The organism is Pseudonocardia sp. EC080619-01 (assembly GCF_001420995.1).
In the GTDB taxonomy this organism is placed as follows: Bacteria; Actinomycetota; Actinomycetes; order Mycobacteriales; family Pseudonocardiaceae; genus Pseudonocardia.
On the sequence record NZ_CP012184.1, the window covers coordinates 2147792 to 2172721 of the forward strand.

Here is a 24930-nt window from a genome sequence, read left to right on the forward strand (position 1 = left end):
CGGAGCCGCATCCGAGGTCGTTCGTCCGGTGAGGAGGCCACGCCGGGCGGGTACCCCGCGGGTGATGAGCGACGAACTCGAGTTCTTCTTCGACCCGATCTGCCCGTTCTGCTGGGTCACCTCCCGCTGGGTGGTGGAGGTGGGCCGGCAGCGCGAGCTGGCCGTGACCTGGCGCCCGCTGCCGCTGGTGATGCTGAACGAGGGCATCTCCTACGAGGAGCGCCGGAAGGTGTCCGAGTCCTACCCGGACTCGCACCGGCGCGGGCTGGAGATGCTGCGGGTGGTCCGGGCCGCGTCGGACAGGTACGGCCCCGAGGTCGTCGGCGACCTCTACACCGGGTTCGGCGAGCTGGTCTGGGACTCCCCCGCCCCCGACGGCGACGGCTTCGACCCCGTGATGCAGGTGATGGCGCAGGAGTGGGACCTGCGCCCGGTGCTGGAGGGGCTCGGCCTCGACCCCGCCCTGGCCGACGCCGCGCACGACACCGCGTTCGACGACGACCTGCGGGCGAACGTCGAGGAGGCCCGTTCGCGCTGCGGCGACGACGTCGGCACGCCGATCCTGTCGTTCTCCCCGCCGGACGGGCCCGCCCTCTTCGGCCCGGTGATCGACACGGTGCCGTTCGGCGAGGACGCGCTGCGCCTGTGGGACGCGACGTACACCCTCGCGACCTGGCCCGGGTTCGCCGAGCTCAAGCGCAGCCTGCGCTCGTTCCCCGACACCCCGCTCACCGCCCGGATCGCGGGCGACGGGACGACGGTGCGCTGAGCCGTCTCTGCTTGACTGGCTGGCGTGACCGACACGGGTGATCCCGGCTTCTCCAACCGGACCGGCCGCCCGCCCGGGCGCCTGATCACCCTCGCGTCGCGGTTCGTCCCGGCGATCCGCCGCGTCCAGGAGCAGATCGGGCCGTTCGCCGCCTACTGGGGGGAACGCAACCGCGCCGAGCTCGCCCGGACCGGGCCGCTGTGCGTGGTGCTGGGCGACTCGATGGCCCAGGGCCTCGGTGCGACGAGCCCGGAGGGCGGCTGGGCCGGCCGCCTGGAACCGGAGCTCCCGGGGTGGCGGCTGGTGAACCTGTCGCAGCACGGCGCCCGGGTCGACGACGTGCTCCACCAGCAGCTGCCCGCGGCGCTGCGGCTGCGGCCGGACCTGCTGATCTGCCTGATCGGCTCGAACGACCTGATGCAGCCGAAACACCAGGACGGCGTCGGCGACCGCTACGCCGTCCTGCTCGACCGGCTGCCGCGCGGGACGGTGATCGGCAACCAGCCGGGCACGTTCGCGGCCGCGTTGCAGGTCAACGGCCTGATCGACGACGCCGTGCGGCGCCGCGAGCTCGTGCTCGCGGAGCTGCGCGATCCCCGGACCCGGCACTGGCGCGGCAAGCTCGCGTCCGACCGGTTCCACCCCAACGACCGCGGTTACGCCGCGATCGCCGAGGTGTTCACCGAGGCCCTGCGCCGGGCCGGGTACTAGCTGCCGACCTGCGCGGGCTCGCGGCGCGCGTCGGCCTTCGCGGTGCGGCCGGCGACGATCGCGACGCCCAGCCCGACGACGGCCAGCCCGGCCGCGACGACGTTCGGCGAGGCGAACCCGAAGCCCGCGGCGATCACCGCGCCGCCGAGGGCGGCGCCGAGCGCGTTGGCGACGTTGAACGCAGCCTGGTTCGCCCCGGACGCGAGGTTCGGGGCGTCCCCGGCCGCGGTGATGATCCGCAGCTGGACCGGCGGGACGATCGCGAACGTCGTCACCGCGAGGGTGAACAGTGCGATCATCGCGGTCGCCTGGTTCTGCAGGGCAGGGACGAACAGCAGCGAGACGACCGCGGTCGCGGTGAGCGCGCCGTAGATCGTCGGCATGGTCGCGATGTCGGCGAGCCGGGCGCCGACGATGTTCCCGACGGTCATGCCGATGCCGAACAGCGCCAGCAGCAGCGTGACCTCGGTCGGGGTGAAGCCGGCGATCTCGGTGAGCATCGGGGTGATGTAGCTGTAGGTCGAGAACAGCGCGGCACCGCCGACGGTCCCGATCAGCAGCGCCATCCACACCGGACGGCGGCCGAGCGCGCGGAGCTCCTGGCCGAGGCGGACCGGGGTGGCGCTGCGGACGTCCGGCACGCACAGCACGATCGCGGCGGCGGCGAGCGCGGCGATCAGCCCGACGACGGCGAACACCCACCGCCAGCCGGCCTGCTGGCCGACGAGCGTCCCGACCGGGACGCCGGCGACGTTGGCCAGGGTGAGCCCGGCGAACATCATCGCCATCGCGCGGGCCCGGCGGTCCTTGGTGACCAGGCTCCCGGCGACGACCGCACCGATGCCGAAGAACGCGCCGTGCGGCAGTCCGGCGAGGAACCGCGCGCCGAGCACGAGGCCGTAGCCCGGTACGAGGGCGGAGAGCAGGTTGAACCCGGCGTAGCCGCCCATCAGCGCGATGAGCACGGCCTTGCGCGGGAACCGGTTCGCCGCCGCGATCAGCAGCGGCGCACCGACGACGACGCCGAGCGCGTAGGCGGAGATCAGGCGGCCGGCGTCGGGGATGTCGACGCCGAGGCCCCCGGCGACATCGGGCAGCAGGCCCATGATCACGAACTCGCCGGTACCGATGGCGAAGGCGCCGACGGCCAGCGCGGCGAGCGCGAGCGAGGGGCGCGTGGTGACGGCACGCATCAGCGGACCCTTCCTGGGACGTGTGGTGGGTGAGCCGACGTGGCTCGGAGATGACGGGCGGCGGCCTCGACGCGAATATCCACGCTAGACGAGGAAACTCGCGGATTGCCAGCCGGAACCGTGTCCACTCCGTCACGTCGATCTGGTTGGGTGGTCCGATGGCGACCGGAAAGCTGCCCCGCAAGGTCTACGACGCCGAACTGCTCCGTCTGCAGGGCGAGCTGCTGAGGATGCAGGAGTGGGTGCGGGCGAGCGGCGCACGCGTCGTCGTCGTGTTCGAGGGCCGTGACGCCGCGGGCAAGGGTGGCGCGATCCAGCGGGTCAGCCAGTACCTCAATCCCCGGTTCTGCCGGATCGTCGCGCTGCCCGCGCCGACCGAGCGGCAGACGACGCAGTGGTACTTCCAGCGCTACGTCGAGCACCTGCCGGCGGCCGGGGAGATCGTGCTGCTGGACCGGTCCTGGTACAACCGCGCCGGCGTCGAGCGGGTCATGGGGTTCTGCTCGGAGGCCGAGTACCGGCGGTTCCTGCGCCAGGCCCCGGTGTTCGAGCAGCTGCTCGTCGACGACGGCATCCACCTGCTCAAGTACTGGTTCTCGGTGAGTGCCGACGAGCAGGCCCGCCGGTTCGCCGAGCGGCTGGACAACCCGCTCAAGCAGTGGAAGCTGTCCCCGATGGACCTCGAGTCGATGACCCGGTGGGACGACTACTCGAAGGCCCGCGACGACATGCTGGTGCACACCGACACCGACCACGCCCCGTGGTGGATCGTCGAGGCCGAGCAGAAGCGCAACGCGCGGATCAACATGATCCACCACCTGCTGTCGGCGATCCCGTGGGAGCCGGTGGAGCGCCGGGTGCTGACGCTGCCGGAGCGGGCCCCGTCGTCGGGCTACGAGCGGCCGTCGCGCGAGGTCCAGCGCGACGTCCCCGACCACGCCGCGACGCTCGCCGGGTAGCACCGCCCGGACGGGTGGCGTCCCGCACACCACGCCGTCCGGTACCGGCGGTACCGGATACCGTCGCCCGCGACACGGGCCCGCGCCCCGGCCGGGCCGATCGACGACGGGCGCGGCGCCCCGGCCGCGCGGAGAGGTGGCGCGGCCGTGAGCGTCGTCCTGTTCACCGGATTCCCCGGCTTCCTCGGATCGGCCCTGCTGCCGCGCACGCTGCGCCGCGCCCCCGGCGCCCGCGCGGTGGCACTGGTGCAGGCGAAGTTCGCCGGGCAGGCCCGGGCCACGCTGGACCGGATCGAGCACGAGGACCCGGAGATCGCGGGCCGCACCGATCTCGTCGTCGGCGACATCACCGCGCCCGGCCTCGGCCTGTCCGGCGAGGACCGGGCCCGGCTGCTCGCCGCGCCGCTGGAGATCTTCCACCTGGCCGCGGTCTACGACCTGTCGGTGCCTGCGGACGTCGCCTGGCGGGTCAACGTCGAGGGCACCCGCCACGTCGTCGAGCTCGCCGTGGCGGCCGCCGGCGGCGCCGGCCTGACCCGGCTCCAGTACGTCTCCACCTGCTACGTCTCCGGCCGCTACGACGGCATCTTCTCCGAGACCGACCTCGAGCTCGGCCAGGCGTTCGCGAACCACTACGACCACACCAAGCACGAGGCGGAACGGGTCGTCGCGAAGGCCCGCGACGCGGGACTGCCGGTGACGGTCTACCGGCCCTCGATCGTCGTCGGGGACGCGGTGCGGGGCGCGACGCAGAAGTTCGACGGGCCCTACTACCTGCTGCAGCTGCTGGCCCGGCAGGGCCGCACCGCGTTCGTGCCGCTGCCCCGGCAGACGGCGCGCACGCAGTTCAACCTGGTGCCGTCCGACTACGTCGTCGACGCGATCGCCGCCCTCGCCGGGCACGACGGCGCGGCCGGCCGGACCTTCGCGCTCGCCCAGCCTGACCCGCCGACGGTGACCCGGATGTGCGAGACCTTCGCCGAGCAGCTCGGCACACGCCTGCGGGTGGTCCCGATGCCGACCGGTGCGGCCGCGTTCTCGATCGACCACGTGCCCGGTGTCGGACGCCTGTTCAAGGTCCCGTCCAGCACGCTCGACTACCTCACGCACCCCTCGCGCTACGACACCGCGGCGACGACGGCGACCCTCGCCGGGCTGGGCGTGCACTGCCCGGCGTTCGACGAGCATGTCGGCCCGATGGTGCGGTTCTACCGGGAGAACCCGCAGGTCGGCACCGCGGCGATGGTCTGACTCAGGCGGCGAGCGGCCCGCCCGGCACCGGGTAGGCGGGGAGCGTGATCGCCTCGGCGGGCGGCCGGACCAGGCCGGAGAGCGCCCCGAACGCCGGTGACGCGGCGAGCCGGGTCGCGGCCCGGAACGCGGCGAGCCCGGCCGCGGTGCGCGGGTGGGCGAGCCGCGGCGTGCCGGGCGGCAGCTTCTGTGCCCGCGTCACCAGCGGCCGGAGCACCTGCTCGTAGCGGGCGAGGGCGGTCCGCGGGTCGTCGTGCGCGACGAGCTCGCCCGCCAGCACGTAGGCGCCGGCGAGAGCCAGCGTGGTCCCCATCCCGCTGATCGGGGACGACGCGTACGCGGCGTCGCCGAGCAGCGCGACCCGGCCGCTGCTCCAGGCGGGGAGCCGGGCCTGGCCGATCGCCTCGAAGTACAGCTCGGCGTCGTCGAGGTCGCGCAGGATCCGCGGGACCTCCCAGCCGGCGTCGGCGTAGGTCGCGCGCAGCACGGCGACGACGTCGTCGCGGCCGAGCCGGTCGAGCCCGCGCACGTCGGAGACGAAGCTGAGGAACACCCGGGTGGTGCCGGCGTCGTCGGGCCGCAGCGACGCCGTCCGGCCGCGGCCGCAGGGGTGCCAGCGCCAGCGGTCGTCGTCACCGGTGGTCCGCGGGATCGCGGCGTACGCGCAGTAGAGGCCGAGCTCGTGCACGGCGGCGCCGGGCACGATCAGCTCCCGGGTGCGCGAGCGCAGCCCCTCCGCGACGACGACGAGACCGAACCGGCGCCGCGGCCCGCGCTCGAACTCGACCTCGACGCCCTCGCCGTCGTCGTGCAGGGCGGTGATGCGGTCGCCGAACACGTACCGCGTCCCGGGCAGCGAGTCGTCGTGCAGGATCCTGGCGAGCCTGCCGCGCAGGATCTCCAGCTCGGCGGTGGCGCCGCCGGAGTCGTCGGTCCCGGCGTCGAACGACGCGAACGGCCGCCCGCGCCCGTCGACGAAGTCGGTGCCCGACTCGCCGGTCCCCGCCGCGCGCACGGCGTCCTCCAGCCCCATCCGGCGCAGCACCTCGCGGCCGACCCCGCGGACGTCGACGTTCTGTCCCTCCTCGCGCAGGCCGTCGGCCCGCTCGACGACGGTGACGTCCACTCCGGACGCCGTCAGCAGGGAGGCGAGCGCCGGGCCGGCGACGCTCGCTCCGGAGACCAGGACGTGCTGCACCATGCCCCGACGGTAGGCGCTCCACCGCCGCCCCGGACGGGTGGAATCCGTGCCCGTTCACGATGTCTTCCGATTTGTTCGTTACCTCCTACGCCGTAACCCGTTGGACCGTTCGAGCCATCCGGGGGGACCAGGCGTAGATGATCGAACTCCGATCCGTGACGAAGACCTATCGAGCGGGTGCCGGCGACGTGCACGCACTCGCCGGCGTGGACCTGACGATCGACGAGGGCGAGCTCGTCGCGATCATGGGGCCGTCCGGGTCGGGCAAGTCGACGATGATGAACATCCTGGGGTGCCTGGACGTCCCCACCGACGGTCACTACCGCCTCGACGGCGAGGACGTCGTCGGGCTGCGGGAGAACCGGCTGGCCGACCTCCGCAACCGGCGGATCGGGTTCGTCTTCCAGTCCTTCAACCTCATCCCCCGGACCAGCGCGGCGCGCAACGTCGAGCTGCCCCTGGTCTACGCGGGCGCCGGGCGCCGGGCGCGCCGGGACCGGGCGCTCGCCGCGCTGTCCCGGGTCGGCCTCGGCGACCGCGGCGACAGCATGCCGAACGAGCTCTCCGGCGGGCAGCAGCAGCGGGTCGCGATCGCCCGCGCGCTGGTCACCGAGCCGTCGATGATCCTGGCCGACGAGCCGACCGGCAATCTCGACACCCGCTCCACCGTCGAGGTCATGGAGCTGCTGGTGGAGCTCAACGAGGCGGGCCGGACCGTCGTCCTGATCACGCACGAGGACGAGGTCGCCGAGTTCGCGCGACGGGTCGTACGGCTGCGCGACGGCCGGATCACCAGCGACGTCCGGCAGGAGCCGACCCGCACGACGGCCGGTCCGGCATGAACGTCGTCGAGGCGGCCCGCCTGGCACTGCGCGGGCTGCGTGCCAACAAGCTGCGCTCCGCCCTGACCACGCTCGGCATCATCATCGGGGTCTCCGCGGTCATCGTGCTGGTCGCGCTCGGCAACGGGATCCAGCGCGGTTTCAGCGACTCGTTCGGGTCGCTGGCCACCCAGATCACGGTGAACACCGACCAGGACGGCGGGGGCACGCCGCGCGCCCTCACCGACGCCGACGTCGCCGCGCTCGACGACCGCACCGACGCCCCGGACGTCGCCTCGGCGACACCGGTCGCGGGCGGCCCGGTCGTCGTGCAGCGCGACGGCAGCGAGCGGTTCCGCGGCACGGCCACCGGCACCACCGCGGACTACCTCGACGTCACCGGCCGTGACCTCGTCGTCGGCCGGATGTTCGACGACGCCGAGGTCCGGTCCAAGGCCAAGGTCGCAGTGCTCGCGCCCGGGCCGGTGCAGGAGCTGTTCGGCGGGGACGCCGGGGCCGCGCTGGGCTCGGAGCTGCGGATCGGCCGGAGCTCGTTCCGGGTGATCGGCGTCGTGGAGGCCACCGGGGACGACCAGACGGTGATCATGCCGCTGGACACCGCCCGCGGGTTCGTCCTCGGCGGCGGCGAGGACATCGGCACCGTGCTGGTGCAGGCGACCTCGTCGGCCACCGTCCCGGCGGCGCTGGACCAGGTCACGGCGTTGCTCGACGACCGGCGCGACGTCCGCGACCCCACGGACCGCGACTACTCCGCCACGGCGCAGCAGAACCTTCTCGACCAGGTCAACCAGACGCTCGGCTTCCTCACGCTGTTCACCGTGGCCGTCGCCGCGATCTCGCTGATCGTCGGCGGGGTCGGCGTCGCGAACATCATGCTGGTCACGGTCACCGAACGGACCCGCGAGATCGGGATCCGCAAGGCCATCGGCGCGCCCCGGCGGGCCGTGCTGCAGCAGTTCCTGCTGGAGTCGACGATCCTCGCCGGGCTGGGCGGGCTCGCCGGCATCCTGCTCGGCGTCGGTCTGTCCACACTGGCCGCCGCCACCCTGCCGCAGGTGGTCCCCGACTTCCCGCCGCCCGTGGTGGATCCCGCCTCGGTCGTCGTCTCCTTCGTGATCAGCCTCCTCATCGGCCTCGTCGCCGGCGGGTACCCGGCCAACCGCGCCGCGCGGCTGCGCCCGATCGAGGCGCTCCGGTTCCAGTGACACCTCCACCCACGACCGACGACAGGGGGCCCCGCATGCCGGTTCCGGCATCCCGGCAGACGACTCGACGACGACCCGGCCGGCGCTGGGCGGCACTGCTGCCGCTGCTCGCCGTCGCGTCGTGCACCGCGGGCCAGACACCGCCACCGGTCGTCGACGTCGACCGCGGCGAGGTCGTGTCGAGCGTCGCGGCGACCGGCTCACTGGTGTCGATCACCGAGCAGAACCTCGGGTTCGCCGAGGGCGGCCGGCTGTCCGAGGTCCTGGTCGAGGTGGGCCAGCGGGTCGAGCCCGGCCAGATCCTCGCCCGGCTCGACGACTTCGCCCTCTCCCAGGCCCTGGAGCAGAGCCGGGCCCAGCTCGCCCAGCAGCAGGCGGCGCTCGACAAGATCCGCAACAGCAACTCGGTGGAGGCCGCGGCCGCGAACCTCGACCAGGCACGGGCCGTCCTCGACGCGACCCGGGGTCAGGTGGACGCGACGAACCGGGCGGGCGAGGTCGCCGTCGAACGGGCGCGGGTCCAGCTGGACTTCGACCGGAAGAGCCTCGAGCGCGCGGAGGAGCAGCTCCGGGAGGCCGAGGCGGCCTGCGGCACCGGGAGCTCCACGTCGCCCTCGACCTCGCCGTCCACCTCGCCGTCGGAGCCCGGCTCCGGAGGCCTCGGGAGCCTGCTCGGCCGTGGCGCCGAGGGCGGTACCGACGGGGCCACCGGTGCGACGCCCGGCGGGTCCACCGGCGGGCTGACCACCGACCCGGCGTGCCAGAACGTCCCGACGGCCGAGAGCGCCGTCCAGCAGGCCAAGGGCGTGGTGGTCACGTCGAAGACCAACCTGGCGACGGCCGAGCAGCAGGCCAGGACCGAGCAGGCCGCGGGCCGGGTCTCCATCGAGCAGGCCCGCACCAGCGTGGTCACCGCGGAGAACGACCTCGGCCTCGCGGGCACGGACCGGCCGGCCGACACCAGCGCCCAGGAGGCGATGGTTCGCGACGCCGAGGCCGCCGTCGCCCTGGCCCAGAACGACCTGGACGCCGCCGCACTCCGCGCCCCGACCGCCGGGGTGGTCTCCGAGGTCAACGGCGCCACCGGCGAGTTCCTCCCGGCCGCGTCCGGGACGACCGCCCTCGCGCCGGGCAGCTCGGCCCGGATCCCCGACGCCGCCGCGAGCGGTGCGTCGGGCACTGGCGGCGGGGACGCCGCGGGCGCCGCCGGGGCCGGCGGCGGACCGTTCATCGTCCTCAACGACGTCGCGTCGTTCCAGCTCGTCGTGCCCTTCGAGGAGTCCGACGCCGCGCGCATCCAGCCCAACCAGGAGGTCGACGTGACCGTCGACGCGGTCCCCGGCCTGACCACGCCGGCCACCGTGCTGGCGATCGCGCCGACCGGTCGCGACGTCTCCGGCATCGTCAACTACTACGCCTCGATCGTCCTCCGGGAGGGCGACCCGCAGCTCCGCGACGGACAGACCGCTGAGGCCGCCGTCCGGGTCGAGGCGGCCGACGGGGTGCTGCGCGTCCCGTCGTCCACGGTCCGGACGGAGAACGGGCAGCGGATCGTCGACGTCCTCGGCGAGGACGGCGAGGCCGCCCCGGTGCCCTTCGTCCCGGGCATGGTCGGGGACGAGTTCACCGAGGTCCGCTCCGGGCTCGACGAGGGCCAGTCGGTGCTGCTGCCGCAGGGTCAGGTCGCCGCTGCGCCGGGTGGGCCGCCGCAGAACTGAGGTTCGCCGTGCACCCACGGCCCGGACGGCCCGTGCCTGCTCCGGGCCGTGGGTGACCCTCGTGGCTCGACAGGCTCCAGCCGGTCAGCGGTCACGGACCGCGGCGACGGCCTCGATCTCGACGAGCTGGTCGTCGTAGCCCAGCACGGTCACCCCGAGCAGCGTGCTGGGCGCGTCGTGCTCGCCGAAGGCATCCCGCACGACCTCCCACGCCGCGACCAGGTCGGCCTGCCTGGTCGATGCGACCAGCACCCGGGTGCTGACGACGTCGCTCAGCGACGCCCCGCTCTCCTCCAGTGCCGTCGTCAGGTTCTCGACGGCCTGGGCCGCCTGACCCGCGTAGTCACCGACCGCGACGGTCGCACCGTCCGCGTCGAGCGGGCAGCTGCCCGCCAGGAAGATCAGTCGCGTGCCGGCGGGCACCGTCGCGGCGTAGGCGTACTCGGCGACGTCGGAGAGTCGCGAGGAACGGATCAGGGTCACGGCCGTGGTCATCACCGCCGACGTTAGCCGGACGCTCCTCCCGGCGGGATCAGATTTCCGGTGTCCGGAGCGGGTCGTCCTGCGGCGCGGGCTCCCGCACGAGCGTCATCGACACGAGCTCGGTGAACCCGACCCGCTTCGCGAAACGCACCGAGCGACGCTTGTACACCGTGAAGCCGAGCTTCGTGTACAGCCCGAGGGCGGCGACGTTCGTGTCCTTGATGTCCTCGAGCACGTACTCGCGGTATCCCGGCAGCGCGAGCAGGTGACGCAGCAGCGCGGTGCCGACTCCCCGCCCCTGATGCTCCGGTTCGGTGGCGACGAACCCGATCTCGGCGAGCCCCGGCCGTGCACCCTCCGAGGGAGGCATGAACCACCTCCGGATCACAACGTAACCGAGCAGCCCGCGGACCAGCCCGAGATGACGCCTGATCTCCCGGAACCGCGGCGCGAACAGCGTCTGCTCCGCCTCGGTGAGCGACGCCAGACCGGCGGGCTCCCCGTCCACGAGGGCGACGTGGAACCGTTCGAGCAGCAGCATGTGCTCGAACGCGTCGGCCAGTCTCCCGGGGTCGCGGGAGAAGGCGACGAAGTCGTCGGCGAAGCTCCGTACGTACACCTCGGTGATGCGGCGCCGGTACTCCTCGCCGAGGACGTCTCCGCGCTCGACCACGACACTGGACTCGATCATTCCCGGCTGCTCCGCTCGTCAGGCACTCTGCCGGTGAACACTAGCCAGCGGCCCGGCCCGCACCGGGACACCGGACGGACGCCGCACCATGTGTCCCGGATGTGCCCCCTGACGACGACGGCGGCGACGAGGCGCCGGAGACTCCCAGGTAACCTCCACGTACGCCCTCGTAGCTCAGGGGATAGAGCACCGCTCTCCTAAAGCGGGTGTCGCAGGTTCGAATCCTGCCGGGGGCACGCAGGTCAGAGGCACATCGACGATCCTCCGACCGACTGCCGCCGAGCCCGCGAAATCCTCTACAGCCTGTTCCAGGCCTGCGTGACTCACCACCCTGTCGATCCAGCGCGCCGCTTTCTTCGAGAGCGGTCCATCAGATGGTGTTCGACGACGTCGTCGGGCACCCCGATCCGGCAGACTGGACCCTGATTGCTATGAGAGCGCTATCGTGACGCTATGAGCCAGGAGATCCGGCAGTCGGAGTTGCGCAACGACAACGCGTCGGTCATGCGCCGGGTCGCCGAGGGCGAGTCCTTCGTCGTGACGGTGAACGGCCGTCCGGTAGCCGATGTGGTCCCGCACCAGCGGGGCACGGGCAAGCGCCGGTTCGTCCCGGTGTCCGAGCTCGTCGATACGTTCGCGACGGAGCCGCCTCCCGACCCGGCGGCGTGGCAGGCCGACCTGGATGCCGCTGACGAGCTCTTCGGCGACGACGACATCGCCGACCCGTTCGACGGTGGCCGGCGTTGACGAGGAGCGAGCCGCGCCGAGCCCTGCTCGACACCTCCGTCGTGATCGACTTCCCGGCCGCTCGGGTTCTCGAGGTCGCCGACGAGGTCGCTGTCTCGGCGGTCACGATGGGCGAGCTGCACTACGGGGTGACCGCCACGGCCGACCCTCTGGTCCAGATGCGCCGACGCCGACGCGTGCAGGCCGTCCTCGACCGGTTCGAGGTACTGCCGTTCGACGTGGTGACCGCCGAGTACTACGGGGCGTTGGCCACCCTGGTGCGCCAGATCGGGCGGAATCCCCGACCACGACGGATGGACCTGCAGATCGCCGCCACCGCGGCGCGGCACGATGTCGCGCTGTTGACCCGCAACGCCGCTGATTTCGCCGGCCTCGAGTCGGCGCTGACCGTGATCGACCTGATGGACGGGTAGCGGACGCCGTGGACCTCGTGACCGGCACGCTGCATCAGCCCGGCGCAACCGATCCCATTGCGCCGCAACCGACGACAGCGACCTCTGCCATTCTGTCTCCCCTTCCGGTGTGTTGCGCCCTCAGCCGACAGGTGTCCGCCGTCAGAGCGGGAGCACTCGATTCTCGACGACACTCTTCATGACCAGGGTGGAGCTGAGGCGCTGAACTCCGGGGAGCGCCGCGAGTCGCTCGTCGTAGAGCTCCTGGAACGCGGTCAGGTCGCGTGTGAGGACGCGGAGCAGGTAGTCGGGGTCTCCGAAGAGACGTTGGGCCTGCACGACGTGTGCGATGTCGGCGACGGCCCCCTCGAAGGCGTCGATGGTGTCGCGGTCGGACTCGCGCATGGTCACGAAGACGAGGGAGTCGAAGTCCAGGCCGAGGACGTGGGGATCGAGATGGGCTCGGTACCCGGCGACGGCGCCGGCCTGCTCGAGCGCCCGCAGTCGCCGGTGACACGGCGACACGCTGAGCTGCACCCGCTCCGCCAGTTCCGTGATGGTCATTCGGCCGTCCTCCTGGAGCTCGGCAAGAATTTTTCGGTCAGTGGCATCCACCCATGGATTCTTACTTCAAGTGAGCCGCTCCGTCGAAAGAATGAGAACACCTTCCACCGCTGCGCTCCTAGCGTTGCCGGCAGGCCCGGAGGCGCTCCGGAGCCCGGAACAGAGGAGGCAGGCATGGTGGTCGGGACGGTCGTCGCGTTCTGGGGACTGTCGCTGCTACTCGTGTGCACTCCCGGTGCGGACTGGGCGTACGCGATCGGCGCCGGAGTCGGGCAGCGCAGCGTCCTCCCCGCCGTCGCAGGCCTGATGGCCGGGCACCTGACCCTGACGGCGGCGGTCGCCGCGGGGATGGCGGCGGTCATGGCGGGTTCCCCGACGATCCTGACCGCACTCACGGCGATCGGTGCCGCCTACCTCGTGTGGCTGGGGCTGTCCGGCCTCACCCGCCCCGCAGGCGCGGTGCCGGGCGCAACGGTCGAGACGGCGTCGTGGCTGCGGCAGGTCACGAAGGGCGCAGGGATCAGCGGGTTGAACCCGAAGGCGCTACTGCTGATCCTTGCCGTGCTGCCCCGGTTCACGGACCCTGCGAGCTCCTGGCCGGCGGGTATCCAGATGCTGGTTCTCGGCGCGGTGCACGTGGTGACCTGCGGAGTCGTCTACATCGGCGTCGGGATCGGCGCACGACGCCTCCTCGCCGCGCGGCCGACATGGTCACGGCTGGTGTCGCGCGTGTCCGGCGCCGCGATGGTCGTGCTGGGCGCGGGCCTGCTCGTCGGACAGTTCGCCGGCTGAACCTCCCGCTCCATCGTGGGTCCTGGCCCCCGATCGTTGTTGAGCATAGAGTCAAAAACATGACGGACGACGCGCTCGACGACGACCGGCTGCCGAAGTGGGTGCGCTATCGGCCGCGCCCGTTCCCGGATGCCAACCTGTTGTTGCTGCCGGGACCGGAACCCGCGTTGGTGGACACCGGCTTCGTCGGCCACGCCGAGCAGACCCGCGCGTGGGCCGAAGCCGAGGCCGGCACCCGGATCGCCACGGTCGTCAACACGCACTGGCACGCCGACCACGTCGGCGGCAACGCCGCCCTGCAGGCCACCGGCGCACAGATCGCCGCCGGCGCCCCCGATGCCGATGCCGTCGCCCGGCGCGATCCCGGCTGCTGCATGGCCGAGTACCTCGACCAACCCGTCAGCCCGTACACCGTCGACCGCTCCCTCGAGGACGACGAGATGCTCCGGCTCGGCGAGGTCGAGTGGCAGGTCGTGCACACACCCGGCCACACCCGCGGACATCTGAGCCTGTGGCAGCCCGAGGAGCGGCTGCTCGTCGTGGGGGACGCGCTGTCGGACCACGACGTCGGCTGGGTCTCCACCGCACTCGACGGCCCGGACGCCGCCGCGATCGCGAAGGCGTCGCTGGAGCGGCTCGACGGCCTGCACCCCAGGGTGCTCCTCCCGGCGCACGGACGGATCCCCGACGACCCCGCCGCCGCACTGGCGAACGCCCACCGCCGCGCCCAGCGCCTGGTCGACGATCCGCAGGGTGCCGTCTGGTATGCCGCCCGCCGCATCTTCGGCTACGCCCTGATGATCCGCGGCGGCATCCCGCTCCCCGAGCTGCAGGACTACCTGCTCGCCCGGGCCTGGATCACCGACACCGCGACCCAGCTCGACCGGTCGGCCCCGGACGTCGTCGACGAGCTCGTCACCACGATGCGGCGCAGCGGTGCGGTCGTCGAGCAGGACGGACGTCTGTGGGCGGCCGCGGAATACGTCCCCGTCGACCCCACTGCGCTCGACCAGCCCTGGCCGCGCGACTGGCCACTCTGACCCCGTCCACCGAGGAGATCCCATGAGCTGGACCATCGACCGACACGGCCGCGTCGCCGTGGTCACCATGACCACCAACAAGGTCAACGCCCAGAACCGGGCCTTCTTCGCCGACCTGCACGACGCGTTCGACCGCCTCGAAGCCGACCACCCGGATTCGCCGGTCGTGCTCACCGGACAGGACGGCCGGTTCTCCGCCGGCCTCGACCTCGGTGAGCACTTCCCCCTGTTCGCCGGCCCGGCCGACGGGGTCCGCGACTGGTTCGCCGCCTACCGGGCCACGAACGTCCGCCTGTTCACCTACCCGCGCCCCACCGTCGCCGCGGTCAACGGCCATGCCTTCGCCGGCGGCCTGATCACCGCCGCGGTGTGCGACCGACGCATCGCCGTCGACACCGGTGCCCGCTTCGCGCTCAACGAGGTGCCCATCGGCATTCCGATGCCCGCGGTCTACGTCCGCATGCTGACCTACGCCTGGGGCGAGCGCACCGCTGCCCGCGCATCCCTGTTCGGAGAGACCGTCGACCAGGACCAGGCCCTCGACCTCCGCATGGTCGACGAGCTGCTGCCCGCCGACCGGCTGCTCGGCCGCGCCGTCGAGATCGCCGACTCCATCCCCGCCGACACGCTCGAGCACTATGCCTTCACCAAACGTGCCACCCAGGCCGCCGCCCTGCGCGACATAGCCGACCTGTCCGACCCCCTCGACGACGAGCTCCCACGCTGGTTCACCACGCCCGACGCCCGCCACGCCCACAAGCGCTACTGGCAGCAGCTCAAGGGAACCGAAGCGACCTGGTGACACTCATGCCGCATCGAGCGCAGCACGGGAGGCGGCGAGGATCACGGCATCCAGACCGGACGGGGGCGGTCGCCCGGCCAGCAGGTAGCGGCGGATCGCCGCGCCGGGCAGATCCAGCAACGCCAGCGTCGCCGCCCGCCGCCGCGCCGGAGTCACCTCGCCGTACCAGCTCCCGGTGAACCGGGACACCGCCGCGGCCAGGTCGTCGTTCACCGTCGCGAGCTCCGCCGCGAGGTCGTCGGGCCAATGCGGGCTGAGCTGCTCACGGCCGTAGGCGGCGAGCACCTGGGCGGCGGGCCGGTCCTCCCGCGCCCACCGCGGATAGTGCAGCACGGCCGTACGCAGCGCGGTCTCGACGTCCTCGACCGACAGGGCGGCAATCATGCCCGCCTGACCGGTGCGGGCGCACCGGATCCACAACCGCGCCAGCAGATGGTCCTTCGTCGGGAACCGGTAGTAGATCGACCCGACGTGCCCGCCCATCTCCCCGGCCACCGCCTCGACCGTCATTCCCGCCGGCCCGTGGGCCGCGATCACCCGGAGCGCGGCGTCGAGGATCGTGTCCTGGTCGAAACGGGCAGGTCGTGGCACCCCGGCAGCCTAGGGGCCGCCTCCCGGACCCGACGGGCCCGTCACGTACGCCCCGTGAGCACCGGCCTCACCACGCGTCCGGCTCGAACTCGGCCGTCATGTCCCGCCACCCGACGGGCTCGCCGCAGTGGGCGCAGGTCGGCCTCGGCTCCGCGGCGTGCCCACAGCCCCGGTGGACCAGCCGCACCGGCGGGACGTCGTTCTCGTACCGGTCGCCCCACGCCATGAGCGCGACCAGCACCGGGTAGAGATCGGCGCCCTTGGTCGTGAGCCGGTACTCGTACCGCGCCGGCCGCTCCTGGTAGCGGACACGATCCAGGATCCCCTCGGCCACGAGGACCCGTAGCCGGTCGTTGAGCACGTTGCTGCCCAGGCCGAGCTTCGACCGGAAGTGGTCGTAGCGACGCTCCCCGCGGAAGCACTCGCGGAGGATCATCATCGTCCACCGTTCGCCGATCACCGACCAGGTGCGTGCGACGGAGCAGTACACGTCCTGCAGTTCGTCGTGCTTCACCCCTCCATAGTAGGAAACGATTCGAGTCCGACGAGTTTGTGGCTGTGCCGAATCCTCGCTACGGTCGAACTCTCTTCGAGTCCTACCTGTGGAGGCCCCGGATGCCCTACTACCAGTTCACCGTCCCCACCGGCGGCGCGACGCTGCAGCACAAGCGCGAGATCGCCGCCGCCGTGACGAAGGTGCACAGCGAGGTCACCGGCGCGCCCGCCGCGTACGTCCACTGCTCGTTCGCCGAGGTCCCGGCCGGGAGCATCTTCGTGGCCGGCGAGCCGGTGGACGGCCCGCGCATGGTCGGGCTCATCCGGGACGGCCGGTCCGCCGAGGTCCGCGGCCGGCTGATCCACGGGATCGCGGACGCGTGGTGCGGCCTCACCGGGGACGCCAAGGAGAGCCTGGCGATCTTCCTCCACGAGGTCCCCGGCGCCAACGTGATGGAGGACGGGGTGATCCTCCCGGAGTCCGCCGACGATCCGGGTGCTGTCCACTGAGGACCGTGGCCGCGTCGGGTACTGCTTCAGACCGGTACCGGACCGTGCGGGTGCCGGTCGTCGACGACGATCGGGTGCGAGTGCACCCAGCCCCGCCCGGTCCACCGCGCCAGGGCGACGTGGGCGTGGTCGGCGCCGTCGTGGCGGTGGCGGATCAGGTCGGCGCCGGTCCTCGGCCACAGCGTCACCGCCGCGACGGTCCCGGCGACCGCCGCCACTGCGAGCACGACCCAGGTACCGGTGAACCCGGCGACGACCGTGAGCCAGCCGGTCAGCGGGTAGGTGACCAGCCAGCAGGCGTGGGAGAGGGAGAACTGCGCGCTGAACAATGCGGGCCGCTGCGCCGGACCGGACGACACCCGCAGCAGGCGCCCGGTGTTGACCATGATCAGTCCCGGCCCGGCGCCGACGAGCGCCCAGGCCACCACCGCCGCGGGCCACGACGGGTGCAGCCCGACCAGCACCGTCGCGGCCGCGGCGGCGAGCGAGACCACCGCGCCGGAGAGCATGACCGTGCGGGTCGACGCGCGCCGCGCCGCCCAGGGCGAGAGGACGGCCGCGAGCGCGGTCCCCGCCCCGCACACCGCCAGGAGCAGGCCCACCTCGGGATCGGACCCGCCCAGGAGATCGCGGACGACGTTGACCGTGGTGACCAGCGAGACGACGCCGACCGTGGCGACCACCGCGTTCAGCGCGAGCAGCCCGCGCAGCTGCGGGACCGCCCGGAACAGCCGTACCCCGAGGAGCACCCGGGTGCCGAAGCCGCCCTCCGCGCGCGCGGTGACCGCCGGCACGGCCGTCCCGGCGACGAGCGCGGCCGAGACCAGGAACCCGGCCGCCGTCCCGACGAACAGCGACGAGTAGCCGAGCACCGCCAGCGCCGCCGCGGCCAGGAGCGGGCTCCCGACCGTCTCCAGGCTGCTCGCCAGCTGCGACGCCGACAGGGCCCGCGTGTAGTCCTTCTCGCCGGTGACGACGTCCGGAAGGACCGACTGGAAGACGGGCGTGAAGGTCGCCGAGGCCGTCTGCAGCACCCCGATCAGGACGAACACCTGCCAGACCTCGGCGACCCACGGCAGGAGCAGGACGACGCCGGCGCGCACGAGGTCCGCGCCGACCATCAGCCGTCGCCGCGGTACCCGGTCGGCGACCGCGCCGACCACGGGGCCGACGACCACGTACGCGACCATCTTGACCGCCAGTGCCGCCCCCAGCACCAGCGCGGCCCGGTCGGCGGCGAGGTCGTAGGCGAGCAGGCCCAGCGCGACCGTGGCCAGGCCGGTGCCGGTGAGGGCGACGACCTGCGCCACGAACAGGTTCCGGAACCGCGTGTCCGCGAACAGCGATCGCATCACGTCCCTTTCGGCTCGATTCCGCGAACCGTACGGACAGAACGGGATCGCCCCAACGGATCACCTGCCAGGAATCTGCACCAAGGAATTGTTCTCTTGTGGCACCCGGTTCCGAGTAGACCCGGCTCGACACGGAAACCCCAGGTGGGGCCGATCGGCGAGATCAGGACCGGTCAGCGCCCCGACGCAGCCGAAGCCCGGAATCCCCGGAACGAATGACCGGGATCACGGCGACGATCCCGGCGAGAGCGCGGCGATCCCGGCGAGCACGAGGTCGATCCCGGCGAGGAACTGCTCCCGGTCGTCGTGCTCCCGCATCCGGTCCGCCACGGCACGGACGAACGGGTACTCGACGGGATCGAGCTCCTCCCACGCCCGTGCGGCGACGCCGAGCATTGCGCTGCGGTCCGCGTCCGGCCCGGCCACACGGGCGTTCGCGGCATTCTGCGCCGCGGCGCCGAGGATGTGGTGCACGAGCGCGGTGGTCGCCGTGAACCACGCGTCCTCGGGCACCTCCAGCGCGCGGACCCGCTGCCCGACGCTCTCCAGGATCCGCGTCGTCACCGGCCCCCACGGTGCACGGGAGAGCTGCGACGACAGCTGCGCGCCGAGCCACGGGTGGTCGTCGATCGCGTCGAACAGGCCGAGCGCGACGGCGCGGACCCCGTCCCGTGGCGTGACGTCCCGGCCCGGGTCGACGGCCAGCGCGGCGGCGACGACATCGTCGGTCGCCGCGGCGAGCAGCTCGTCCTTGTTCGCCACGTGCCAGTAGATCGCGCCGGGACCGGTGGCCAGGCGCTCGGTGAGCGCCCGGAACGTGAGCCCGTTCTCGCCGGACGCGTCGAGCACCTCGACGGCGGTCCCGACGATGCGCTCGCGGGAGAGCGCATCCCTGCGACGCGTCCGAGGTGTCATGCCGCCATCTTGACAGGTCTGGAACGTTGTTCCAAACTCCCCCTTGGAACAACATTCCAATCGTCGGAAGGAGCCGTCGTGAACTCCCCTGTCACGATCATCGGTGCCGGACTCGGCGGCCTCACCCTGGCCCGCGTCCTGCACGTCCACGGGATCCCCGTCACGGTCCACGAGGCGGAGGCCTCCCCCACGGCCCGCACACAGGGCGGGATGCTCGACATCCACGACGAGACCGGCCGGCCCGCGCTCGAGGCGGCGGGTCTGGGCGAGCAGTTCCGCGCCCTCGTCCTGGCGGGCGGGGAGGCGACGCGGGTCGTCGCCCCGGACGGGACCGTCCTGTTCGACGAGCCCGACGACGGCTCCGGAGGGCGGCCCGAGGTGCAGCGCGGCGAGCTGCGCCGGATGCTGCTCGACTCCCTCCCGGACGGCACCGTCCGGTGGGGACACAAGGTCACCGGCGTCCGGGCGCTCGGCGGGGGCCGGCACGAGGTGACCTTCGCCGACGGCGACACCGCCGTCACGATGCTGCTCATCGGCGCGGACGGGGCGTGGTCCCGGGTCCGCGCGCTGCTGTCCGGCGCGCGTCCGGAGTACGTCGGCACGTCGTTCGTCGAGACCTACCTGTACGACGGCGACACCCGCCACCCGGCCACCGCCCGGGCCGTCGGCAGCGGGGCACTGTTCGCGCTGACCCCGGGCGCGGGCATCGTCGCCCACCGCGAGCGCGGCGGGACCCTGCACTCCTACGTGGCGCTGACCAGGCCGCAGGAGTGGTTCGCCCCGATCGGCACCGGCGACACCGCCACCGCGACCGCGCTCGTCGCCGCGGAGTTCGACGGCTGGGCGCCCGAGCTCACCGCGCTGATCACCGACAGCGACACCGCTCCCGTCGTACGACCGATCACGACCCTGCCCGCGTCGGGGTACCGGTGGGACCGGGTGCCGGGGGTGACCCTGCTCGGCGACGCCGCCCACCTCATGGCGCCGTCCGGCGACGGCGCCAACCTGGCCATGCTCGACGGCGCCGAGCTGGGCCGGGCGATCGCCGCCCACCCCGGCGACGTCGAGGCCGCGCTCACCGCGTACGAGCAGGCCCTGTTCCCCCGCAGCGCCGAGGCCGCGGCGGAGGGGGCCGTCGTCTTCGACGCCTGCTACGGCGCCGACGCACCGCACAGCCTCCTCGACTTCTTCGCCGAGGTGGGTCCGGACCGATGAGAGCCGCCCCTCCCCAACCTTGACGATTCCGGCCCGCAGAGGGACGGCGGACGATCGGCCGCTTCCACGGCCACGTCCAGGGGAGGACGCGATGTCAGGAACGACGGAGACGACGACCACCGGGTCCGACGCCCCGGAGGCGGCCGAGGCGGTGGCCGAACGCGTCCTCGCCGCGACGCTCGGCGCGTTCGACGTGCTCGCGTGCTACCTCGGCGACCGGCTGGGCTGGTACCGGGTCCTCGCCGAGGCGGGCCCGCTCTCCCCCGGCGAGCTCGCCGACCGGAGCGGGACCGACCCGCGCTACGCCCGCGAATGGCTGGAGCAGCAGGCCGCGTCGGGGTTTCTGACCGTCGTCGGAGACGGCGCAGACAGCACCGTCGTCGGAGACGGAGACGGCGCAGACAGCACCGAGCCGCGCCGGTTCGGGCTCGGACCGGGCGTCGCCGAGGTCATGACGGCCACCGACAGCGTCAACTTCCTGGCCCCGCTGACCCGGTTCGTCGGCGCGGCGGCCGTCCAGCTGCCGGCGCTCGGCGCGGCCTACCGCTCCGGCGGCGGGGTGAGCTGGGCGCAGTTCGGACCGGACGCGCGCACGGGGCAGGCCGACATGAACCGGCCCTGGTACGAGCACCGGCTCGCCGATGCGCTCGCCGGCGTCCCCGACCTGCACCGGCACCTCGACCGGTCCGGTGCCGCGATCGCGGACCTCGGCTGCGGCGAGGGCTGGTCGACGATCGCGCTGGCCAGGGCCTACCCGGGTGCCACGGTCCACGGCGTCGACCCGGACCCGCCGTCGACGGCCGCCGCGGCAGGCCACGCCGTGGCGGCCGGGCAGACCGAGCGGGTCACGTTCCGCACCGGCGACGCGGCGACCGCCCTCCCGGAGGCCGCGTACGACGCGGTGTTCGCGTTCGAGTGCCTGCACGACCTGCCCCATCCGGTGGAGTTCCTGACCTCGGCCCGTCGCGCGCTGCGTCCCGGCGGCGTCGTGGTCGTGATGGACGAGGCGGCCGAGGACACCTTCCGCGCGCCGGCCGGGGACGTCGAACGCCTGCTCTACGGTTTCAGCACGATGCTGTGCCTGCCCGACGCGATGTCGCACGAGCCGTCCGCGGCGACCGGCACCGTCATCCGCGAGTCGACGGTGCGGGACTACGCCGCCCGGGCCGGGCTCACCGACGTCGAGGTCCTGCCGATCGAGGACTTCGGGTTCTGGCGCTTCTACCGGATGCGCCCCCGCTGACGGGGGCCTCGCTAGGGTCCCGCCATGGACGTCCGGCAGGTGCGGTACTTCCTCGCCGTCGTCGAGACCGGGACCGTGCACGCGGCCGCCGCCCGGCTGCACGTCGCGCAGCCGTCGGTGTCGCAGGCGCTGCGCCGGCTGGAGCGGGAGCTCGGCAGCGACCTGTTCCTCCGGACCGGACGCCGGCTGGTCCTCACCGCGGCCGGCCGCGCGCTCGTCGAGCCCGCCCGCGACCTCGTCCGGGCACTCGACGTCGCCCGGGCGACGGTCGCGTCGGTCGAGGGCCTGCACGGGGGACGGCTCGCCGTCACGTCGATGCCGTCCCAGGCGGTGCACCCGCTCCCGACGATGATCGCCGGGTTCCGCCGGGCCCATCCCGGTGTGTCGGTCGGCGTCGCCACCGCGCCCGGACCGGACGAGGTGTGCGACGCGGTCCGCACCGGAGCGGCCGAGGTCGGGCTCCTCGCGACGGCGAACGGCCCGGTGCTCGAACCGGACCTCCGGGTCGAGCCGCTGTTCGTGCAGGGCTACGTCGTCGTCGCCCGTGACGCGGCCGACCTCCCGGCCGGCGACGGACCGGTCGAGCTGGACGCCCTGCGCGGCCTGGACCTCGTCGTCGGTCAGCACGGCACCGGGATGCGCCGGGTGGCGGAGGCGATCCTGTCCTCGACCGACTGCCGGATCGCGGTCCAGGTGGAGCAGCGCGAGGCGTTGCTGCCGCTCGTGCTCGCCGGGATGGGGGTCGCGGTCGTCGCGGACTCGTGGCGCGGGCTCGCGGAGGAGGCCGGACTCGTCGTCCGCCCGGCCGCCACGGGCGAGAGCCTGCACGGGGCGCTGGTGCTGCCGCGGACGTCGGCGAGCCCGGCCGCGGCCGCGTTCACCCGGCTCGCGACCCGGTGAGAGGTACGTCCGGATACGGCCGCGAGCCTCTCGACACCCCCCGCGACGTGCGGTACAAGTACTTTCTCGGCATCGCCCTGGACCTCGGTGATCCGCACGTCGTGTGTGATCGAGGGTCGGGGAGGGCTCGGCGATGCACTACGGAGAAGCGCTCGGGACGCGGAGCGTCAGCTTCGTCGGGTCGTTCATCGACGGTCCCGGTGACTGGTTGATCGTCCTCCGGGGCGCGATCGACGAGGCGGTCCTCGACCGGATCGACACGCACATCGCGGACTTCCTCGCCGGCAGGAGACAGGTCCTGACGATCGACGCCTCGGCGGTCGCCCGGTACGACGACCGGTTGCCGGCCCTCCTGGGCCGCACCCAGCACCGGCTCGGCACCCGGCGGCGGCTGCTGCGGGTCCGCGGCCTGCACCCGGTCCGTCAGGTCACCCGGGTCCCCGACGGCGACGCGGTCCCGGACCGGAGCCCGGCGCCTGCCGGCAGTGCCGTCGTCACGCCGCTGCGGCGGGGCCACCGGCGTCGTCGCGGCGTCGCGGCCGCCGACGGGTGAGTGCGGTGTCCCGGACCCGCACGGCCCGCCCGGCGGGCGACGAGTCGCACGTGACCGCGCGGCTGGCGGCCGAGTTCGCCGCCGACCTGGACCACCGCACCGTCGTCGCCGTGGTGCGGACCTGCCGGCGGCGGCTGGACGGTGTGCCGGCCGGATCGCTGCCCGAGCTGCTGGAGCGGCTGGCCCGCGAGGAGCTCCGCGACGTCGTGGGGGCGGACCGGCACCCCGCCCGGTGACGTCGGCGTCAGTCCTGCGGGTCCGGGCCGAAGTCGTCGGGGGTGGCGGTGTCGAGGAACCGCCGGAGCTCCTCCTCGATCTCCGCGTCCGCGCCGGCGCGCCCGGCACCCTCGATGGTGACGGTCTCGGCCGCGACCCCCGCCGCCACGAGGATGTCCTCGTCGACCTGGATGCCGGCACCCGCCCACAGGGCGAGCACGACGGCGTCGCTGGTCCGGGAGTCGACGGTCGTGCCGTCGTCGAGCATCAGCTCGGCGTGGAAGATCCCCTCGGCGAGCGTGTGCACGCGTACCTGCACCAGCTGCCGTCCGAAGGTCGTCAGCAGCTCACCGATCAGCCGATGGGTGTCGGGACGGACACCGTGCACCCGTTCCAGCGCCACGACCAGCGCGGTCGCCTCCGGCCCGCCCACCGACACCGGGACGACGCGACCCGCCCCGCCGATCTCCTCCAGCAGCAGGACCGGGGTGTCCGGCCCGACGTCGATGCCCACCGCACGAACCCGTACCTGCGCCATGACCGCTCCCGTCCTCGGCGTCGGCACACCTACCCGGACCGGTCGTCCCCGCACACCGACCGCTCCGTGGGAGGAGGAGCTGTGAACGTACTCGCCGATCCCGGTCCGGACGAGGCCCCGACCCCCATACCGACGAGACGACCGCCTGCCGGTGGGCCGTCCGGACGCCTACCCGTCGGCGTCGGCCGCACCCGGGTCGAGACCGAGATGACGCAGGTACCGCCGCGCCGAGCGGACGACGGCGTCGTGCGCGTCGCCCTGGACGACGTGTCCCCACCAGGCGCCGTAGAGCGCGCCGTAGCGGAGCCGTCCGAGCTCGGCGACGGCCCGGCGGACCGTGTCCGGATGCTCCGGGATCAGGTTCGGGTAGCTGTACATGAAACCGACCCAGCGCCGGTCCGGGACGACGGTCACGATGTCGCCGGCGCAGACCGCACCGCGCCCGTCGGTGCCGTCGGCCCAGTGCAGTACTGATCCCCCGGCGAAGTGCACGCCCAGGTGCACCAGGGTGCGGCCGGGCAGGATCTCGCGTCCGGCGCCGTCCCACGCCTCGACGTCGACACCGCGCGGGACCCAGTCGAGGTCCGCGGCGTGCACGTACACGGGCACGTCCCCGAACTCGCTGCTCCAGGCAGCGACCGTCGAGTAGTAGTGCGGGTGCGAGACGGCGATCGCGTCGACGCCGCCCAGCTCGTGCACCCGTTGCACCGTCGCGTCGTCGAGCAGGGCGGTGCAGTCCCACAGGACGTTGCCGCCGGGCCCGGGCACCAGCAGTGCCCGCTGCCCGATCCCGACGGACGGCGTCGTGCCGACCCCCCACAGGCCCGGGACCTCCTCGCGGACCTCGCCGCGGACGCCCTCGGCGTGCAGGCCGGCGGGCGTCGTCCAGTGCTGGCCGGACCAGTCGACGTACTCGCGCTCGTCCTCGCAGACGGGGCACGGGCCGGACCCGGCCCCGAGCGGGTACTGGACGCCGCACCGGCGGCAGAGCGGTCCGTCCTGCAGGTGCATCGGGCCTCCGATCGTCGCCACCCGTCCGGCT

General features: G+C 73.3%; 29 protein-coding genes and 1 tRNA gene. 19 read left to right on the forward strand and 11 right to left on the reverse strand.

All coding sequences use genetic code 11. The features are described 5' to 3' along the window. Positions 1-64 precede the first annotated feature (64 nt). Positions 65-769 carry a hypothetical protein gene (locus AD017_RS09975; RefSeq protein ID WP_060574031.1) on the forward strand — a complete coding sequence of 235 codons (705 nt, stop codon included), beginning with the start codon at positions 65-67 and terminating at the stop codon, positions 767-769. A gap of 24 nt (positions 770-793) precedes the next feature. Beyond that, entirely contained in the window at positions 794-1480 is a 687-nt protein-coding gene (locus tag AD017_RS09980; RefSeq protein WP_060574032.1) for an SGNH/GDSL hydrolase family protein, read from the forward strand. On the opposite strand, the gene AD017_RS09985 is transcribed toward AD017_RS09980, so the two are convergent. Continuing rightward, positions 1477-2673 carry an MFS transporter gene (locus AD017_RS09985; protein WP_010240991.1) on the reverse strand — a complete coding sequence of 399 codons (1197 nt, stop codon included), beginning with the start codon at positions 2671-2673 and terminating at the stop codon, positions 1477-1479. The two genes, AD017_RS09980 and AD017_RS09985, sit on opposite strands and share 4 nt — an antisense overlap. Before the next feature lie 158 nt (positions 2674-2831). Between AD017_RS09985 and ppk2 the strand changes: the two genes are divergently transcribed. Together ppk2 and AD017_RS09995 are read left to right on the forward strand one after the other, a co-directional pair. Then, positions 2832-3632: a polyphosphate kinase 2 gene (gene ppk2 / locus AD017_RS09990; RefSeq protein WP_010240989.1), complete on the forward strand. Its 801-nt coding sequence runs from the start codon at positions 2832-2834 to the stop codon at positions 3630-3632. 147 nt (positions 3633-3779) lie between these two features. Then, positions 3780-4883, forward strand: a complete 1104-nt coding sequence (locus AD017_RS09995) for an SDR family oxidoreductase (RefSeq protein ID WP_060574033.1) — start codon at positions 3780-3782, stop codon at positions 4881-4883. Between the two features lies 1 nt (position 4884). Here the strand turns inward: AD017_RS09995 and AD017_RS10000 are convergent, their stop codons facing one another. Further along, the gene (locus AD017_RS10000) at positions 4885-6084 is read right to left on the reverse strand and encodes an FAD-dependent monooxygenase (protein WP_060574034.1); all 1200 of its coding nucleotides are present in this window, start codon (positions 6082-6084) and stop codon (positions 4885-4887) included. A gap of 137 nt (positions 6085-6221) precedes the next feature. Between AD017_RS10000 and AD017_RS10005 the strand changes: the two genes are divergently transcribed. The 3 genes from AD017_RS10005 to AD017_RS10015 are packed head-to-tail and all read left to right on the forward strand — an operon-like array spanning position 6222 to position 9849. Further along, positions 6222-6926: an ABC transporter ATP-binding protein gene (locus AD017_RS10005; protein ID WP_060574035.1), complete on the forward strand. Its 705-nt coding sequence runs from the start codon at positions 6222-6224 to the stop codon at positions 6924-6926. After that, complete coding sequence (locus AD017_RS10010) at positions 6923-8131, forward strand: ABC transporter permease (protein ID WP_010240981.1); 1209 nt, start codon at positions 6923-6925, stop codon at positions 8129-8131. The genes AD017_RS10005 and AD017_RS10010 overlap by 4 nt, the downstream gene beginning before the upstream one ends. Positions 8132-8166: 35 nt before the next feature. After that, positions 8167-9849: a biotin/lipoyl-binding protein gene (locus AD017_RS10015; RefSeq protein ID WP_060574036.1), complete on the forward strand. Its 1683-nt coding sequence runs from the start codon at positions 8167-8169 to the stop codon at positions 9847-9849. A gap of 84 nt (positions 9850-9933) precedes the next feature. On the opposite strand, the gene AD017_RS10020 is transcribed toward AD017_RS10015, so the two are convergent. Beyond that, positions 9934-10344: a RidA family protein gene (locus AD017_RS10020; RefSeq protein WP_010241888.1), complete on the reverse strand. Its 411-nt coding sequence runs from the start codon at positions 10342-10344 to the stop codon at positions 9934-9936. Positions 10345-10381: 37 nt separating this feature from the next. Continuing rightward, positions 10382-11023 (reverse strand): N-acetyltransferase, encoded by a 642-nt coding sequence (locus AD017_RS10025; protein WP_060574037.1) that lies wholly within the window; start codon positions 11021-11023, stop codon positions 10382-10384. 163 nt (positions 11024-11186) lie between these two features. Here AD017_RS10025 and AD017_RS10030 point away from each other — a divergent pair. The 3 genes from AD017_RS10030 (at position 11187) to AD017_RS10040 (ending at position 12183) form a co-directional block, all read left to right on the forward strand. After that, positions 11187-11259: transfer RNA gene (locus AD017_RS10030), tRNA-Arg, on the forward strand. A gap of 217 nt (positions 11260-11476) precedes the next feature. Then, positions 11477-11770 carry a type II toxin-antitoxin system Phd/YefM family antitoxin gene (locus tag AD017_RS10035; RefSeq protein ID WP_060574038.1) on the forward strand — a complete coding sequence of 98 codons (294 nt, stop codon included), beginning with the start codon at positions 11477-11479 and terminating at the stop codon, positions 11768-11770. Beyond that, a complete protein-coding gene (locus AD017_RS10040; RefSeq protein WP_227012706.1) occupies positions 11767-12183 on the forward strand; it encodes a type II toxin-antitoxin system VapC family toxin in 417 nt (138 codons plus the stop codon). The genes AD017_RS10035 and AD017_RS10040 overlap by 4 nt, the downstream gene beginning before the upstream one ends. Before the next feature lie 141 nt (positions 12184-12324). On the opposite strand, the gene AD017_RS10045 is transcribed toward AD017_RS10040, so the two are convergent. Further along, positions 12325-12726 carry an Lrp/AsnC family transcriptional regulator gene (locus tag AD017_RS10045; RefSeq protein ID WP_238591901.1) on the reverse strand — a complete coding sequence of 134 codons (402 nt, stop codon included), beginning with the start codon at positions 12724-12726 and terminating at the stop codon, positions 12325-12327. A gap of 174 nt (positions 12727-12900) precedes the next feature. Between AD017_RS10045 and AD017_RS10050 the strand changes: the two genes are divergently transcribed. The 3 genes from AD017_RS10050 to AD017_RS10060 are packed head-to-tail and all read left to right on the forward strand — an operon-like array spanning position 12901 to position 15360. Beyond that, entirely contained in the window at positions 12901-13518 is a 618-nt protein-coding gene (locus AD017_RS10050) for a LysE family translocator (protein WP_060574040.1), read from the forward strand. A 59-nt stretch (positions 13519-13577) separates the two neighbouring features. After that, the gene (locus tag AD017_RS10055; protein ID WP_060574041.1) at positions 13578-14558 is read left to right on the forward strand and encodes an MBL fold metallo-hydrolase; all 981 of its coding nucleotides are present in this window, start codon (positions 13578-13580) and stop codon (positions 14556-14558) included. Between the two features lie 22 nt (positions 14559-14580). After that, complete coding sequence (locus tag AD017_RS10060; RefSeq protein ID WP_060574042.1) at positions 14581-15360, forward strand: enoyl-CoA hydratase/isomerase family protein; 780 nt, start codon at positions 14581-14583, stop codon at positions 15358-15360. 3 nt (positions 15361-15363) lie between these two features. Here AD017_RS10060 and AD017_RS10065 read toward each other — a convergent pair whose 3' ends face one another. Both AD017_RS10065 and AD017_RS10070 read right to left on the reverse strand, forming a co-directional pair. Then, complete coding sequence (locus AD017_RS10065) at positions 15364-15951, reverse strand: TetR/AcrR family transcriptional regulator (protein WP_060574043.1); 588 nt, start codon at positions 15949-15951, stop codon at positions 15364-15366. 67 nt (positions 15952-16018) lie between these two features. Then, entirely contained in the window at positions 16019-16465 is a 447-nt protein-coding gene (locus AD017_RS10070; RefSeq protein WP_060574044.1) for a helix-turn-helix domain-containing protein, read from the reverse strand. Positions 16466-16566: 101 nt separating this feature from the next. On the opposite strand from AD017_RS10070, the gene AD017_RS10075 reads away from it, so the two are divergent. Further along, positions 16567-16956 (forward strand): 4-oxalocrotonate tautomerase family protein, encoded by a 390-nt coding sequence (locus AD017_RS10075; protein WP_060574045.1) that lies wholly within the window; start codon positions 16567-16569, stop codon positions 16954-16956. 26 nt (positions 16957-16982) lie between these two features. On the opposite strand, the gene AD017_RS10080 is transcribed toward AD017_RS10075, so the two are convergent. Both AD017_RS10080 and AD017_RS10085 read right to left on the reverse strand, forming a co-directional pair. Next, the gene (locus tag AD017_RS10080; protein WP_060576327.1) at positions 16983-18308 is read right to left on the reverse strand and encodes an MFS transporter; all 1326 of its coding nucleotides are present in this window, start codon (positions 18306-18308) and stop codon (positions 16983-16985) included. Positions 18309-18533: 225 nt separating this feature from the next. After that, positions 18534-19223: a TetR/AcrR family transcriptional regulator gene (locus tag AD017_RS10085; protein WP_060574046.1), complete on the reverse strand. Its 690-nt coding sequence runs from the start codon at positions 19221-19223 to the stop codon at positions 18534-18536. Positions 19224-19301: 78 nt separating this feature from the next. Here AD017_RS10085 and AD017_RS10090 point away from each other — a divergent pair, with 78 nt between their 5' ends. The 5 genes from AD017_RS10090 (at position 19302) to AD017_RS10110 (ending at position 23370) form a co-directional block, all read left to right on the forward strand. Continuing rightward, complete coding sequence (locus AD017_RS10090) at positions 19302-20438, forward strand: NAD(P)/FAD-dependent oxidoreductase (RefSeq protein ID WP_060574047.1); 1137 nt, start codon at positions 19302-19304, stop codon at positions 20436-20438. 91 nt (positions 20439-20529) lie between these two features. Further along, the gene (locus AD017_RS10095; protein WP_060574048.1) at positions 20530-21681 is read left to right on the forward strand and encodes a bifunctional 2-polyprenyl-6-hydroxyphenol methylase/3-demethylubiquinol 3-O-methyltransferase UbiG; all 1152 of its coding nucleotides are present in this window, start codon (positions 20530-20532) and stop codon (positions 21679-21681) included. A 24-nt stretch (positions 21682-21705) separates the two neighbouring features. Next, on the forward strand, positions 21706-22581 hold the full coding sequence (locus tag AD017_RS10100) for a LysR family transcriptional regulator (RefSeq protein ID WP_010241875.1): 876 nt from the start codon (positions 21706-21708) through the stop codon (positions 22579-22581). Between the two features lie 133 nt (positions 22582-22714). Beyond that, positions 22715-23134, forward strand: a complete 420-nt coding sequence (locus tag AD017_RS10105) for a hypothetical protein (protein ID WP_060574049.1) — start codon at positions 22715-22717, stop codon at positions 23132-23134. Positions 23135-23139: 5 nt separating this feature from the next. After that, on the forward strand, positions 23140-23370 hold the full coding sequence (locus tag AD017_RS10110) for a hypothetical protein (protein ID WP_060574050.1): 231 nt from the start codon (positions 23140-23142) through the stop codon (positions 23368-23370). A gap of 8 nt (positions 23371-23378) precedes the next feature. Here AD017_RS10110 and AD017_RS10115 read toward each other — a convergent pair whose 3' ends face one another. Beyond that, on the reverse strand, positions 23379-23888 hold the full coding sequence (locus AD017_RS10115) for a bifunctional nuclease family protein (protein ID WP_075299341.1): 510 nt from the start codon (positions 23886-23888) through the stop codon (positions 23379-23381). Between the two features lie 168 nt (positions 23889-24056). After that, the gene (locus AD017_RS10120; protein WP_082399154.1) at positions 24057-24920 is read right to left on the reverse strand and encodes an MBL fold metallo-hydrolase; all 864 of its coding nucleotides are present in this window, start codon (positions 24918-24920) and stop codon (positions 24057-24059) included. Positions 24921-24930: the final 10 nt, after the last annotated feature.

Excerpts from the sequence above, each read along its gene's own strand:
- AD017_RS09975 (WP_060574031.1), top strand. The coding sequence starts at position 65 with ATGAGCGACGAACTCGAGTTCTTCTTCGACCCGATCTGCCCGTTCTGC.
- AD017_RS09985 (WP_010240991.1), bottom strand. The coding sequence starts at position 2,673 with ATGCGTGCCGTCACCACGCGCCCCTCGCTCGCGCTCGCCGCGCTGGCC.
- ppk2 (WP_010240989.1), top strand. The coding sequence starts at position 2,832 with ATGGCGACCGGAAAGCTGCCCCGCAAGGTCTACGACGCCGAACTGCTC.
- AD017_RS10000 (WP_060574034.1), bottom strand. The coding sequence starts at position 6,084 with ATGGTGCAGCACGTCCTGGTCTCCGGAGCGAGCGTCGCCGGCCCGGCG.
- AD017_RS10005 (WP_060574035.1), top strand. The coding sequence starts at position 6,222 with ATGATCGAACTCCGATCCGTGACGAAGACCTATCGAGCGGGTGCCGGC.
- AD017_RS10010 (WP_010240981.1), top strand. The coding sequence starts at position 6,923 with ATGAACGTCGTCGAGGCGGCCCGCCTGGCACTGCGCGGGCTGCGTGCC.
- AD017_RS10015 (WP_060574036.1), top strand. The coding sequence starts at position 8,167 with ATGCCGGTTCCGGCATCCCGGCAGACGACTCGACGACGACCCGGCCGG.
- AD017_RS10020 (WP_010241888.1), bottom strand. The coding sequence starts at position 10,344 with ATGACCACGGCCGTGACCCTGATCCGTTCCTCGCGACTCTCCGACGTC.
- AD017_RS10025 (WP_060574037.1), bottom strand. The coding sequence starts at position 11,023 with ATGATCGAGTCCAGTGTCGTGGTCGAGCGCGGAGACGTCCTCGGCGAG.
- AD017_RS10035 (WP_060574038.1), top strand. The coding sequence starts at position 11,477 with ATGAGCCAGGAGATCCGGCAGTCGGAGTTGCGCAACGACAACGCGTCG.
- AD017_RS10045 (WP_238591901.1), bottom strand. The coding sequence starts at position 12,726 with ATGACCATCACGGAACTGGCGGAGCGGGTGCAGCTCAGCGTGTCGCCG.
- AD017_RS10050 (WP_060574040.1), top strand. The coding sequence starts at position 12,901 with ATGGTGGTCGGGACGGTCGTCGCGTTCTGGGGACTGTCGCTGCTACTC.
- AD017_RS10055 (WP_060574041.1), top strand. The coding sequence starts at position 13,578 with ATGACGGACGACGCGCTCGACGACGACCGGCTGCCGAAGTGGGTGCGC.
- AD017_RS10060 (WP_060574042.1), top strand. The coding sequence starts at position 14,581 with ATGAGCTGGACCATCGACCGACACGGCCGCGTCGCCGTGGTCACCATG.
- AD017_RS10075 (WP_060574045.1), top strand. The coding sequence starts at position 16,567 with ATGCCCTACTACCAGTTCACCGTCCCCACCGGCGGCGCGACGCTGCAG.
- AD017_RS10080 (WP_060576327.1), bottom strand. The coding sequence starts at position 18,308 with ATGCGATCGCTGTTCGCGGACACGCGGTTCCGGAACCTGTTCGTGGCG.
- AD017_RS10085 (WP_060574046.1), bottom strand. The coding sequence starts at position 19,223 with ATGACACCTCGGACGCGTCGCAGGGATGCGCTCTCCCGCGAGCGCATC.
- AD017_RS10095 (WP_060574048.1), top strand. The coding sequence starts at position 20,530 with ATGTCAGGAACGACGGAGACGACGACCACCGGGTCCGACGCCCCGGAG.
- AD017_RS10100 (WP_010241875.1), top strand. The coding sequence starts at position 21,706 with ATGGACGTCCGGCAGGTGCGGTACTTCCTCGCCGTCGTCGAGACCGGG.
- AD017_RS10105 (WP_060574049.1), top strand. The coding sequence starts at position 22,715 with ATGCACTACGGAGAAGCGCTCGGGACGCGGAGCGTCAGCTTCGTCGGG.
- AD017_RS10115 (WP_075299341.1), bottom strand. The coding sequence starts at position 23,888 with ATGGCGCAGGTACGGGTTCGTGCGGTGGGCATCGACGTCGGGCCGGAC.